General features: G+C 54.5%; 12 protein-coding genes and 1 tRNA gene. 7 read left to right on the top strand and 6 right to left on the bottom strand.

Annotation, left to right across the window (positions count from 1 at the left end):
• Positions 1-11: 11 nt before the first annotated feature.
• Genes trpD through COMA1_RS06820 form a run of 4 tightly spaced genes read right to left on the bottom strand, consistent with a single transcriptional unit; the run spans position 12 to position 4,786 of the window.
• On the bottom strand, positions 12-1,052 hold the full coding sequence (trpD, locus tag COMA1_RS06835) for an anthranilate phosphoribosyltransferase (protein WP_176697896.1): 1,041 nt from the start codon (positions 1,050-1,052) through the stop codon (positions 12-14).
• 1 nt (position 1,053) lies between these two features.
• Positions 1,054-1,773, bottom strand: coding sequence for a phosphoadenylyl-sulfate reductase (locus tag COMA1_RS06830; RefSeq protein ID WP_218055318.1), 720 nt, complete (start codon positions 1,771-1,773; stop codon positions 1,054-1,056).
• Between the two features lie 16 nt (positions 1,774-1,789).
• Positions 1,790-4,294, bottom strand: coding sequence for a sulfurtransferase TusA family protein (locus tag COMA1_RS06825; RefSeq protein WP_090745637.1), 2,505 nt, complete (start codon positions 4,292-4,294; stop codon positions 1,790-1,792).
• Positions 4,295-4,336: 42 nt separating this feature from the next.
• Entirely contained in the window at positions 4,337-4,786 is a 450-nt protein-coding gene (locus tag COMA1_RS06820; RefSeq protein WP_090745634.1) for an RrF2 family transcriptional regulator, read from the bottom strand.
• A 309-nt stretch (positions 4,787-5,095) separates the two neighbouring features.
• Between COMA1_RS06820 and COMA1_RS06815 the strand changes: the two genes are divergently transcribed.
• From COMA1_RS06815 to rplT, 7 genes are all read left to right on the top strand, one after another.
• A complete protein-coding gene (locus COMA1_RS06815; protein ID WP_218055317.1) occupies positions 5,096-5,686 on the top strand; it encodes a helix-turn-helix domain-containing protein in 591 nt (196 codons plus the stop codon).
• A gap of 67 nt (positions 5,687-5,753) precedes the next feature.
• Positions 5,754-6,026 (top strand): HU family DNA-binding protein, encoded by a 273-nt coding sequence (locus tag COMA1_RS06810; protein WP_090745628.1) that lies wholly within the window; start codon positions 5,754-5,756, stop codon positions 6,024-6,026.
• 134 nt (positions 6,027-6,160) lie between these two features.
• Positions 6,161-6,235, top strand: a tRNA-Val gene (locus COMA1_RS06805).
• An 85-nt stretch (positions 6,236-6,320) separates the two neighbouring features.
• Entirely contained in the window at positions 6,321-8,249 is a 1,929-nt protein-coding gene (gene thrS, locus COMA1_RS06800; protein ID WP_090745626.1) for a threonine--tRNA ligase, read from the top strand.
• Positions 8,250-8,281: 32 nt separating this feature from the next.
• A complete protein-coding gene (gene infC, locus COMA1_RS06795) occupies positions 8,282-8,773 on the top strand; it encodes a translation initiation factor IF-3 (RefSeq protein ID WP_245630884.1) in 492 nt (163 codons plus the stop codon).
• A gap of 32 nt (positions 8,774-8,805) precedes the next feature.
• On the top strand, positions 8,806-9,000 hold the full coding sequence (rpmI, locus tag COMA1_RS06790; RefSeq protein WP_090745620.1) for a 50S ribosomal protein L35: 195 nt from the start codon (positions 8,806-8,808) through the stop codon (positions 8,998-9,000).
• A 52-nt stretch (positions 9,001-9,052) separates the two neighbouring features.
• Positions 9,053-9,418 carry a 50S ribosomal protein L20 gene (gene rplT, locus COMA1_RS06785; RefSeq protein WP_090745617.1) on the top strand — a complete coding sequence of 122 codons (366 nt, stop codon included), beginning with the start codon at positions 9,053-9,055 and terminating at the stop codon, positions 9,416-9,418.
• Between the two features lie 126 nt (positions 9,419-9,544).
• Here the strand turns inward: rplT and pheT are convergent, their stop codons facing one another.
• Positions 9,545-11,263: a phenylalanine--tRNA ligase subunit beta gene (gene pheT, locus COMA1_RS06780; protein WP_090745614.1), complete on the bottom strand. Its 1,719-nt coding sequence runs from the start codon at positions 11,261-11,263 to the stop codon at positions 9,545-9,547.
• Between the two features lie 8 nt (positions 11,264-11,271).
• Complete coding sequence (gene pheS, locus COMA1_RS06775; RefSeq protein ID WP_090745611.1) at positions 11,272-12,837, bottom strand: phenylalanine--tRNA ligase subunit alpha; 1,566 nt, start codon at positions 12,835-12,837, stop codon at positions 11,272-11,274.
• Positions 12,838-12,841 lie beyond the last annotated feature (4 nt).

The raw sequence follows: 12,841 nt of genomic DNA, 5'->3' as shown, positions 1-12,841 counted from the left end.
CAGTTCTTGTTCTAGGCTGGCACCGACTGCTTCACGAGATCCTCCAGCTTACGAGCCGCAGCACCTCCCTCAATCGCGGCGCGAACCACCGGGAAACAGGCAGCAAACGATGTTCCTTTTCCTGAGGCATACAGTAGCATCGCCGCATTCATCAGCACCCAGTCCTTTTGACCGCCTTGCACACGATTCTGCAGTATTCCACGAAGGAGATCTGCTTCCTTCTCCCTCTGGTCCGGTTGAAATCCTGCCATCTCGCGGGAGGGAGCAAAGGCCAGGCCGAAATCCTTTGGCGCCACACCGATCGGGGTGATTCGCTCCTCGCGCAATTCCAATACTCTCGTTGCCATCGAGGCCGATAACTCAGGGTCGCCCTCGACTCCCCGCACAACCAGGGCATGGGGACAGCCAAGGATACGTAAGGCTTCGGCTGTCTTTTCAAAATGAGGGGGATGCGACAACCCCACCACTTGCACCTTCGCCCGAGCCGGATTGAGTAGTCTTGCAATCGGATGGAACACATTTCTGACGCCAAGCGTCTGGCGCATTTCCAGAAAACGATAGATCGGTGGGTGGTACAGTCCGATGTCTAAATACGCGAAGCGGTTTCGGTTCACCTCTTCGGCGACCTGCTTGGGTTCGGCATCCACCCGAATTCCTAGCGCTTTTAACACCCCGGCCGCACCAGGCCGTCCAGGGATTCCATCATAGCCGTGCATCAAAACTGTGGCCCCGGCTGCTGTCGCCACGATTGAGGCCGCGACAATCGCGTGAAAAGTGTCCTGTTTCCCGGCGTAGGTCGGCACATCCACGGCAGCCAACTCCCGTGAGACCGCGAGCGGTGGCACATATTGCCGAGCGGCGGCGGTCAATCCCGCCAATTCCGTGACGGACTCCATTTTGAATCGCATAGCGATGAGGAATGCCCCGACTTGAGCCGGGGTTGCTTCGCCCTCGACTAAGGCTTTCATCGATTGCTTACACTCGTCCCACGTCAGGTCTTTGGACGCTTTGGGGCCCTTGGCAATTTTTGCGAGAATTTCGTGAAATGGCATGTTACGACTTATGAAGCCCGCACTCGGTTTTGGCATTACCCTGCCAACGGCCGGATCGAGGATCTTGCCCCGGCATCACTGGTTTCGTGCAATGGGTGCAGCCAATGCTGGGGTAATTCTGATCATGCAGTGGGTTGTAGGGAACTTCGTAGATCTTGATGTAGGTCCAAACATCGGTCCAGCTCCATCGCGCCAGTGGGTTGACCTTGACCAACTTGAACTTGTCGTCCCATTCGATCAATCCAGCATTGGCTCTAGACGGGGCTTGATCGCGCCTAATTCCGGTGATCCATGCATCGTACCCCTGCAGCACACGAGTCAACGGCTCAACCTTTCTTAATTGACAGCACTGATCAGCTCCAGGCTTGGTTGCCCAAAGCGCTTCCCCATACTGCCTGGCCTGCTGCTCAGGCGTCAGCAACGATTTCCCTTGAATCACCTGTGCCGGCTTTAGTCGATACCTTTCGACAATCTGATCTCGCGTGGCATAGGTTTCAGGAAATAAAAAATCGGTATCGAGATAAAACAACGGAACCGAGGGATTGATGCGATGTACCATGTCGACAAGAACCACGTCCTCGGCCCCGAAGCTGCACGCGAGGACAATGTTCCCGTATCGCTCGATGGCAGCCGTCAGGACATCTTGGGGTTGCTTCGTCTCAAACGAGGCACCCCAGGCCTGAAGTTCTGCAAGCTGTTCGGATTGACCGCTCACTGTCACAGTTGACCTGTCTCCGTTACCCTTCGACCTTCTCAACCAGAATCCGATAGTGCGATGCTTCCGCCTCCAAGGCCTCTTGGATCAATACCTTATGTCCGTCGTTCTTGAGGCTCATCGGCACGTTCTTGATTGGCTCTCCCGCATCTAACCAGACTTCCAGTTTCTCTCCCGCATCCATCATTTCGAGCTTCAGCTTGGTCTTCACATAGTTCATTGGACAGGCGACGCCACGGAGGTCGTAGACCGGCGCACCGGTCGGAGCCGGAGTCGCCGGCTTCACCTCGGTGGCGATTGGAGTTACCGCTGCGGCGACTTCCTGTACAGGAACCGCCGTCTCCTGAACCGGGGCAAGCTTCAAATCTTTCCCCATCTGTTCCGTTGCGGCACGGCAGGCCTCGACGAAGCCTTTGGCAAATGCCATCTTCTCACGTGCCGATTCACCAGACGTGTCTTTTGGCCCGAGATCGCCGACCTTTTTATTGAGTTCGCGATACTGCGCAGGGATGACCCCTTTCTGCGCAATCCGACTGTCAAATTCAATGAAGGTTTCTGAGTCAGTCGACGGTTCAAGCCCCTCGGTCACCAACATCGCCTTGGCGGCAGCCAACACGGCGCGATACGATTTATTGACCGACACAGAATACTGATGCTTTTCGACCAGTAACTTGGCTTGATACAGCTCTTGATCCGCCTCCAGAATGCCGTTTTCAATCATCTCCAGTGCGCCGCCGGCACATTCACCAGGGCCGAGGTCCTCAAGAATAAACTCATCTTCCCCTTCCCAGTCGTAATAGAAGGTGGCATCCGCTTCGTAAGACGGGACGATCGTGTAGGGAATCAATTCGTCCTTCAGCTTGATCTTTCCCGCACGGGCAATGAATTTCGGTAGGCCTTCATTCGCCTGACGATCACGCCGATACACGTCGATCAAATGGGAGAGCGCCGCTGGAACCGCTTTTGCCGGCAGCTTCACGATCATCTGACCAATCCTGGCCGCGCCATTGACCGACCCGCCGAGGTGCAATTCATAGTGCGGCGCGACATGTTCACCGATTCGCTTACCAACTCCATGCAACCCGATCGTGGAGATATGGTGCTGAGCGCAGGAATTGTGGCAACCACTGATTTTGATATCCACCCCCGCCAAATCTTCCGGTACCCGCCCGGCAGGAAACACCTCGGCTAATGCTCTCGCCAACCCTTTGGATGACGTGATGCCCAGCCCACACGTATCGGTTCCCGGACAGGCAATGATGTCTTCTACGAGTTCAGCGCCTGGATCAGCCAATCCGCGAGACGCCAGGTCCTCATAGAGGTGTGGGATCTGATCGGCGGAAATCCAGCGGATCACCAGGTTCTGATTAATCGTGGTGCGAAGATTCCCGTTGGAGTACCGTTCAGCCAGATCCGCGACAAATAAGAGTTGCTGCGAAGTAATATCACCCATGAAGAGCTTGATCGCCGCCGTTACATACCCATCCTGCTTTTGCCGGACCACATTGGTCCGCTTCCACATCTCAAATGGGGTTTCTTGGCCGACCGGATGCGTTCCATTCCCGTTCCCATTTCCATTGGCGACACCGTTGCGAGTCGGCATGATGAGGGCTGGAGGCGCATCCTCATAGGGCAGTAAAGCGATAGCGCCGTTTTTCGGAAGTGCGTGCCCCATTGAAGCGTAGGCGGCCTCCCATCGTCGCTTGAATTCATCAAAACCTAGTTTATCGATCACAAACTTCATGCGGGCTTTGTTCCGGTTCTTCCGGTTGCCGAGGGTATCGAAGACCTTGATGACCGCCTCGATGCTTGGAATCAGTTCCTCCATCGGGGTGAAGTCTCTGAGCAGCTGGGCAATCCGAGGCGTGGAACCCAGGCCTCCACCGGCCACCATACGAAAGCCGATGATACCGTCCGCTCGCTTCACCGCCAGTAAACCGATGTCATGGATCGGCGTGAGGGCACAATCGTGGGCACAGCCGGAAAAGGCGATTTTAAACTTTCGCGGCAAACTTTGGTTTAATGGGTTACGCAGTAAATGGTACGCAACCGTCTTTGCATACGGCGTCACGTCGAAGACTTCGCCTTGGCACACACCCGCCAGATGACATGCGGTCACATTTCGTACGGTATTCGCACAGGCCTCGCGAGTGGTCAGGCCGACTTCAGCCAGACCGCGCATGATGGTCGGCACATCTTTGAGCTCGACAAAGTGCAGCTGAATGTCTTGCCTGGTTGTGACATGACCAACGCCCGTCGCGTAGCGGTCTGCTAGTTCTGCCACTCGGCGGAGTTGGTTCGCCGTAATTCCACCGAACGGAATCTTGACCCGCACCATCTGGACCCCCGGCTGGCGTTGACCATAGATGCCATATTGAAGCCGGAAGGGTTTAAACAGGTCCGTCGAAATGTCTCCTGCCAACGTCCGCATCGCCTCGGTTTCAAAGGTTTCGATTTCCTCCAGGATGGCAGGCGGGATGGGTTTCGTTTCAATGTGCGGAATGGTAAGAGAATCGACCCGATTCATAGCTCTACTCCTTCGTCACCGATTAGGAATCAGCTTCTCCAATCAAATGTGGTACATGGGATTGCGTTGAGCATCGATAGACCGTTGGTTCGTAGCCAGCTGTTCGATCGTGACGCTTTCCAGAACTTTTCGCTCTGCCTCTTGCACCTTCTCCCACACGTCATCCAGCAGAAGTTCAGGCCTTGTCACATGCCGGTTTCGTGCTCGCGGATCGCCAAGGGTTCGATGAAAAACAGGCCCTTCCAAGGATTCGAATATGTCGGCAAGTGAGATGGCTGCCGGCTCGCGCGACAGAAGATAGCCTCCTTGTGCCCCTCGATGGCTTTCTACAAGACCGGCGTTCTTCATGGCATGAAGAACCTGCTCAAGAAAGCGAAGTGGGATCCCCTGACGTCGTGAGACAGCCCTCGCTTGAATGGGCGCCTCAGTGGCATTGATTGCAATATCAACAGCTGCCAAAATCCCATAGGTTGCGCGCTTGGACATCTTCATTCTTTACAATTCCTGTAGGAATTAGAGCTCGACACTCTACCTGCCTGGTCAGGGAGCTGTCAAGGCTGATCCCTTCACATCGGCCTCGTGAACGACCTGCATTGTAAGTATTTCTACCTTTCGACCTTGCGTGATAACCGCCTCCCACTTCCATGCCTATGCCGATCTCCAACCCCGCAGTAACTTGACCGTTCTCCACACATCACGTCTTTCTCGACGCTGTCCGGCAGAAGGCCCTGGCCGAAAATCAGATTGACATCGATTATGCCCCGGGCAATAATCCGCGCTCTTCTTCTCCATGGTGTCTTCATGCCAACATCACCAGCGACTTACAATATCGTATTGCTTACGACGGACACGTCCGTCCATGCGCAGGTTCAACAAATTTTTATGAACTCCTCCATCAGCATGTTCCCTGATGCCGCCACCTTTCACAGCGCAGCATCGAACCATCAGCAGATGGATGTCCTCATTGAGGAAGTATCCGACACCCAAGGACCTGTCGCTCCAAAACCCGATCACCTTGATTTCACTCGTACCCTTTTCATTCAGGGTTCACGCGCCGTCTTACGACAAACCTTGACGATGATCCAAACCATGCTCACATCAACCAACCCTGAGGTGAGCAAAACCCGTGACGGGTCTCTCGAAAATTATTTGGAAGTGAAAATGGGCGAATTCGTCAAAGGGATGCGCAACGGGGCCGCAAGAAACCTTCACCCCATCCTCATCTCCGCCGTGGAGCGCCCGCTCATCACATCGGCACTACAAGAAACGCGAGGCAACCAGATTCAGGCGGCCGAGTTGCTTGGACTGAACCGGAACACGTTGCGAAAAAAGATCGTGAATCTGCATATCCCGCTGAAACAGACCAAGTTGAGGGCAAGTCGTAGTGCGTGAGTGTGCCAATGCAGTGTCACCGCAGTCATTTTCTCCATTTCTTCACTACCCATTAAGGAGGGACATGATGACAAAGGAAGAGCTGATCGCGAAGATGGCCGCTTCGGCTGGAATTACCAAAGTCGCGGCGGGAACTGCCCTTGAAGCATTCACCGGTGCAGTCACCTCCTCACTGAAGAAGGGGCAACGTGTCTCCCTCGTCAATTTTGGCACCTTTACGATTTCCAAGCGAAAAGCACGCATGGGAAGAAACCCGAGAACAGGCGCGTCACTTCGGATACCGGCGGCGAAAGTACCAAAGTTTTCAGCCGGAAAAGAGCTGCGCATCGCAGTAAAGTAGATTTTCCCGGGGGTGCCGACGATAGGAGAAAGAGAAGGTAGTGGCTCCTTCAGTTCCCTGAAGGGCGACTGTCTTCTCTTTCGTTTTCTTGACAGTGTCCTTGGGGCTATATTAGCATGCCTCCTCTTCTTGATAGGCGCGTAGCTCAGGGGGAGAGCGCTACCTTGACACGGTAGAGGTCGACGGTTCAAGACCGTCCGCGCCTACCATAGTTGAAATGAACGATTCGACGTGTCGTAACCGACGCTCAGCGTCTGTGTTTTTCCTCGTGCTCTCGGTTGTGTATTAGACTCGATGAAGATCGCGCTCAAGGACGGCCACAGTACCGATACGAAAGCGGGCGACACCGCAGCAACTGCCCTTTCTGCGTTGGGGGTGTCGGGACCGGATGTGCTCGCAGCCAAGGTTGACGGGGCCGTTGTGGACCTGTCGCGACCTCTTGCTGGTGGTGGATTGATCGAGCCGCTTCGGTTTGATAGCGCAGAAGGTCGGGAGGTCTACCGCCACAGCAGTACCCACGTCATGGCTCAAGCGGTGAAAGAGCTGTTCCCTTCGGCTCAACTGACGATCGGTCCCGCGTTGGACGATAGTTTCTACTATGACTTCGCCTTCGACCGTCCCTTCACGCCGGAAGATCTGGAAAAGATCGAAGCTCGTGCAGCGGACATCATTCAACGGAACCTCCCCATTACACGGAGAGAATTCTCCAAGCAAGAGGCCATCGATTTTTTCACTGCTCGTGGTGAGCAGTATAAGGTAGAGTTGATTCAAGGCTTTCCCGATCACGAGCCGATCACCGCCTATACGCAGGGTGATTTCGTGGATCTTTGCCGAGGTCCCCATCTCCCAACGACAGGCCACATCGGTGCCCTCAAACTGCTCAATCTCGCCGGCGCCTACTGGCGCGGGGACGAGCGGAACCCGATGTTACAGCGAATCTATGGAACCTCTTTTCCGACGAAAGCCGAGGTCGATGCCTATCTCGCCAGGTTGGAAGAGATTAAGCGCCGTGACCACCGGAAAGTCGGGAAAGAACTGGATTTGATCAGTATTCAGGATGAAATCGGCCCTGGTCTCGTGCTCTGGCATCCAAAGGGGGCGGTCGTCCGTCTGTTGATCGAAAACTTTTGGCGCGAGCAACATATTCGCGATGGGTACAACCTGGTCTATTCCCCGCATACGGCCCGTCTCGATCTTTGGAAAACCAGCGGACACCTCGATTACTATCGGGAAAACATGTTTCCCGCCATGAAGCTGGAGGGCAGCGAGTACCAACTCAAGCCGATGAATTGCCCGTACCACATCATGATCTATCAATCTCACCTACGAAGCTATCGAGATCTCCCCATTCGATATGGCGAGCTTGGCACCGTCTACCGGTACGAACGAACCGGAGTCCTCCACGGCCTCATGCGAGTGCGCGGATTCACGCAGGATGATGCGCACCTCTTCTGCAGACCCGATCAAATGGAAGCTGAGGTCAGCCGGGTACTGGACTTTACGTTTTTTGTGCTTCAGACATTTGGATTTACTGAATTCGAAGTGTTTCTCTCCACAAGACCGAAGGAATCGGTCGGCGGAGATGAGCATTGGACATTGGCCACCAACGCCTTGGAAGCCGCACTGAAGAGCCGTCTGATTGCCTTTCAATTGGATCCGGGAGGTGGGGCGTTTTATGGCCCCAAGATCGACATTAAGATAAAAGACGCATTAGGCCGTTCATGGCAATGCTCCACAGTCCAGGTGGATTTCAACAATCCCGAGCGGTTTGACTTGAGCTATATCGGAGAAGACGGGAAAGCCCATCGCCCGATCATGATCCATCGTGCCCTGATGGGATCGATTGAACGATTTTTCGGCATTCTGATTGAGCATTATGGCGGCGCCTTTCCGACATGGTTGGCACCCGTACAGGCAGTGGTCATCAACATCACTGATCAGCAACAGGACTATGTCAGTGCCGTGACGGCGCAATTAAAAGCAGCCGGCTTCCGAGCCGAAGCGGATCTTCGAAATGAAAAGATTGGGTTCAAGATCCGGGAAGCTGAAAAAGCGAAAACCCCCTTTATGCTGGTGGCAGGGAATCGAGAAGTCCAGAATGGAACGCTCTCGGTTCGTGGCCGAAGTGGAGCCACGTTAGGCAATATGACCGTGACTGAGATCGTGAATCTGTTGCAATCTGAACTCAAGCAGACGCAACATGAGCTTCAACACACTCAATAAGAGAGAGGTGGCCTATCGTCCCCAAATTACGCGTGAACCGTGAAATTCGAGTCCGAGAAGTTCGTGTCATTGGCCCAGAGGGAGAACAGCTCGGTATCCTTCAGACGGCGGATGCCTTTCGTCAGGCCCAAGAGACCGGCCACGATTTGGTGGAAGTCGCTCCTACTTCGGTCCCCCCGGTCTGTAGAATTATGGACTTTGGGAAGTACAAGTATGAGCTGAGCAAGAAGGATCATCAAAACCGTCGTCACCAAAAGTCCACGCAGGTGAAGGAAATCAAGTTGCGCCCACGGACCGATAAGCATGATCTTGAAATTAAAGTCCGACAGATGAAAACGTTCCTTGAAGAGGGCAACAAGACCAAAGTCACCCTCACGTATCGTGGACGAGAAATGGCGAACCAAGAGATGGGCCGTGCTGTGATGAATTCCGTCATTGAACAGTTGGCTCAAGCCGGCACGATCGAGTATGCTCCTCGGATGGAAGGCCGTAGTTTGATCATGATTGTCGCTCCAAAACATTGACAGACAACTAGCTCAACAAAAGGAATTTCGATATGAAAATGAAGACGCACTCAGGGACGAGCAAACGATTCAGCAAGACGGGAAGCGGCAAGATTGTCCGCCGCAAGGCAGGGAAGCGGCACATACTGACCAGCAAACGGCACGATCGGAAGCGACGCCTGAGCGGAACTGCAGTGGTGGATTCCACGGTTGTTTTGACATTGAATCGACTCTTGCCGTACGCATAAACGGCGATTGTGCAGTGTTGTGAATTTTAAGACCCCAAAGGAGTACTGAACCATGCCTCGCGCAAAAGGTGGACCAAAAACAAGAGCTCGACGAAAGAAGCGGATCAAGCTAGCATCAGGCCAGTACGGCGGGAAAAGCCGATTGTTTCGTTCAGCCACGGAAAGCGTTGATAAAGGCTTAACCTATGCCTACACCGGTCGCAAGAACCGGAAGCGGGATTTCCGGCAATTGTGGATCGCCCGCATCAGTGCCGCTGTACGAAATCACGGACTGACCTATAACCGGTTTATTAACGCCCTCAAGAAAGCCAATGTGCTGTTGGATCGTAAGGTTCTCTCAGACATGGCCATCAAGGACGCGACCGGGTTTGAGAAATTGGTCGGCGTAGCAAAGCAACACGTGCCCGCAGCGGCATAAACCAGCCTTTCAATCTCGACCAGAAACAGAACAAGGGGGAGCAACATCCGGTTGCTCCCCCTTGTTAATTTTCCAGTGTCTAAGATTCGGATGAGGCTCAGCCGATCGATGTCTGCTCTCCGCTGATCATCTTTGACCGATCAGCTGCGAGAGGTTGAGATCGAAGGCTACAACCGGCATGGCGATCTGCCAACGCTCGAGCACTTCTGGATGGACCTCACCGATAATGCCGATGGGCTTATCCTCAATCAGGATACGCCCTGCGCGCCCCTCCAGGAACGAGGGATGCGGGACCGGCTCCAACCGATACTCCTTCCCCAGGTGATAAAACAGCGTATCCAAGCATGAATGAATTTCCGAAAAATGCGCGGAGGCATGGGCAATCACTGCCCCTAAGACGGTCTCGGTTCGAGACCCCACCTCGTGAGTAGGGTCCGGAATAGCAACATCGCCGGCCTCAAAGAGGCGGTGAGGATAGAAGGCGCGGCTCGAAGCGGCTTCGATGCGCAACAGCGAGGGTAACATCCACTGTCGTAGGCAAGAGAAGCTCAACGTCATCACATTGTCGACCGTCACTGCCTGCCCCCATTCCGTCTCATCAATTCGCATATGCCCAGAATACTGTTCTGGTGAACCAAGGATATTAGAAATAATCTCCTGAAAGCCTAACCCTACCATCAACTCTCGGGCGCGATCCGAGACTTGTTCAATACGAGATAACCCACCGACGGTAAACTGTGCCGGCATGACGGGTGTAAATTCGGCATAGCCACGGCTCATCGCGACGTCCTCTACCACATCCATCGTGTGCATCAGATCCTGACGATAGGGCGGTAGTTTGACCCGAACCGAGCCCTTCCCAGCCGACACCTCATACCCGTAGTCCTCAAGTGCTTTCTTGACGACCTTGAGGCCAAGTTCTTGGCCAAGCGCATGCTCAATCGTCGGAATTGGAATCGTCTTGCTCCTCCTCAAATCCTGTGGCGTGGTCACGCGTTTGCCCATCGAGGTACCCTTGGAGTACTCCACAATGATCGGCTCGATCGTCGCCCCGCGGTCGGCAAGGTTGGTCGCAAAAATGTTCAAGGTCAACACCACCATCGGCAGGTCCGTCCCGGTGACTTCGACGAACAGCTGATCGTCACCCACCTGCACTTCACCGACTTCCCGGCTATTAATGATGGGAGGGAAGGACAGCGGTTGGTTGGCCGCGTCCCGCAAGATCGGAACCAGACTCGCTCCCGCCAGGATGCCCCCATATTCCACCCCCTTTGGATGGACCATGAGCATCTCCGCCAGGGTCATCACGGTCTCCATTCCCAAGGGAGTAAAGCGAGTCTCACCGGGTTTCACCAATTCATAGGTCACAGGGAAGGTAATCTTGGGCAGTTGGTAGATGCCGATGGAAACTGTTTTGCGTTTATGGCCGAAGATTTCGGCCAATTTTTCCTGTGTTTGAATCAACTGGGCCAACCCTTGCGACGTCACCTGATACCCCCTGGCTGCACAGGCGGCCACATAGGGACGAACCTGTTCCATACCAGGCTTCACGATGACCTTTGCTTTGGGCTTTACCTTCCCGGTCAAGAAGGGATATGGCGTACTCTTTCCCTGCTGCTTGATCCGAATCTGCCGTGCGATACCCTCACAGCACCACAAATCCGGTCGATTACTGTCTTGCAGCTCGACGCGCAATTCTCCGGTCTCAGGATTGTGGCCCTTGAGTTCACCCTTGACGAGCATCAACCACTCTTCCACCTGCTCAATCGAGACCGGGCGATTTGTGGCACGAGTTCCCTTCAACAGGGATTCGAAATCGTCTTTAAAAATGCTGATCGTGGGCATGGCGGCAACTAGAACAATCCTCGGGTGGTCCGAATCAACTCTAAATTATCCGTGAAAAGCTCTCGAATATCATGAATCCCGAGAGCCACCATCGCCATCCGATCCAGCCCGAGTCCCCAGGCAATCACTGGTGCCGTGACGCCAAGCGGTACGGTCACTTCCGGTCGGAATAGCCCGGCTCCCCCTAGTTCCATCCAACCCAAACGCGGGTGGCGAACGTGGAGCTCAACAGATGGCTCGGTAAAAGGGAAGTACGCAGGCAAGAACTTGACCTCTTTCGCTTGCGCCACCTCATGGGCGAACAAATTGAGCAGTCCCAAGAGCGTACGGAAGTTGATGTCCTCCCCAAGCACGATCCCTTCCACCTGGAAAAAGTCCGTCGCGTGGGTGGCATCCACTTGGTCATAACGAAAACATCGGGCGATCGAAAAATACTTCCCTGGGATGTTGGGCGAGGCCGCCAACGTACGCGCTGAAACCGCCGTCCCCTGACTGCGCAACACCAGCCGTTTGGCGCGCTGCAGATCAAACCCATAGCCCCACCCGGAGGAACCCGTCTTGCCACCGTTTTCATGTACCTTGCCGACTTTCGACAGAATCGATTCATCAGCCATAGCCGCATGGGTCGGCTGTTTCACGAAATACACGTCATGAATGTCGCGAGCCGGGTGGAATTGCGGCATGAACAGCGCGTCCATGTTCCAAAACTCAGTCTCTACTAATGCTCCGCGCATCTCTTGGAAGCCCATGCTCACAAGCTTCGCCTTGACGGTATCGAGAAACTCTCGATACGGATGCTTTTTCCCAGTTCCGACACGTGGCGCTCGAAGGCTGATGGTGTACTTCCGGAATCGCTTCTGACGCCAACTGCCGTCCTTGAGCAGTTCGGGGCTCAGTTGGGAGACTTCCTCCACCAGTCCTTGGTTCATCAATTGCTCAACGGCGCTGGTCCCGGAAGGGGACAAGACAAAGGAGCGTGTCACACGTTCATCGACGCGGAAAGGCTCCTTGGCGTTCCCACGCTTCACCGAATAGTCTTCGATCAGTTGTTGACGCTCGGGTGAAAAGCTCGTCAGTTCGCGAGAGGACCCATGAACCTCCTCCAAGAGGGGCCGAAGCGCTTCAGTAGTCGGGCTCGAACGTCCTGTCGTCTCGATGCACCCGCCCTGAATGATCAGCAAGACTCCTTCCTTTTTCAGCCGCCCCACGGCTTTGCTGACATCAGAGGATTCCAATCCCGGTTGAGCTTGAAGATCGCCGATCGTGAGTCGCTTTCCTGTGCCGGCTGCATCGCGTGCGGCCGCCAAAATGCGTTCGATCGGAGCGGCCGTTTGATAGTACTCTTCCCCGATCTTTGTCAGCGAGACGACCGGCGTGACGATCTCGGCTTGGATCTCGATCAAGGCTTTCGCCAAGAGCCACTCAACCGCCATACTAAGTTGAGACGGCTCCAATTCGGCGGCAACGGCTAATTCTTCGCTCTTGAACGCGACGGCAGGCTGACGCGCACCCAAAGTCATCAAGACTTTGATCTCGAGGGGATGCAGGCTGTCGATGATGTTGGAGATTTCCACGCTG

It is taken from the genome of Candidatus Nitrospira nitrosa (assembly GCF_001458735.1).
GTDB lineage: Bacteria > Nitrospirota > Nitrospiria > Nitrospirales > Nitrospiraceae > Nitrospira_D > Nitrospira_D nitrosa.
Note: the sequence above shows the minus strand (reverse complement) of the source record. Positions and strands in the feature narration are given on the sequence as shown.

Excerpts from the sequence above, each read along its gene's own strand:
- trpD (WP_176697896.1), bottom strand. The coding sequence starts at position 1,052 with ATGCCATTTCACGAAATTCTCGCAAAAATTGCCAAGGGCCCCAAAGCG.
- COMA1_RS06825 (WP_090745637.1), bottom strand. The coding sequence starts at position 4,294 with ATGAATCGGGTCGATTCTCTTACCATTCCGCACATTGAAACGAAACCC.
- COMA1_RS06820 (WP_090745634.1), bottom strand. The coding sequence starts at position 4,786 with ATGAAGATGTCCAAGCGCGCAACCTATGGGATTTTGGCAGCTGTTGAT.
- COMA1_RS06815 (WP_218055317.1), top strand. The coding sequence starts at position 5,096 with ATGCCAACATCACCAGCGACTTACAATATCGTATTGCTTACGACGGAC.
- COMA1_RS06810 (WP_090745628.1), top strand. The coding sequence starts at position 5,754 with ATGACAAAGGAAGAGCTGATCGCGAAGATGGCCGCTTCGGCTGGAATT.
- thrS (WP_090745626.1), top strand. The coding sequence starts at position 6,321 with ATGAAGATCGCGCTCAAGGACGGCCACAGTACCGATACGAAAGCGGGC.
- rpmI (WP_090745620.1), top strand. The coding sequence starts at position 8,806 with ATGAAAATGAAGACGCACTCAGGGACGAGCAAACGATTCAGCAAGACG.
- rplT (WP_090745617.1), top strand. The coding sequence starts at position 9,053 with ATGCCTCGCGCAAAAGGTGGACCAAAAACAAGAGCTCGACGAAAGAAG.
- pheT (WP_090745614.1), bottom strand. The coding sequence starts at position 11,263 with ATGCCCACGATCAGCATTTTTAAAGACGATTTCGAATCCCTGTTGAAG.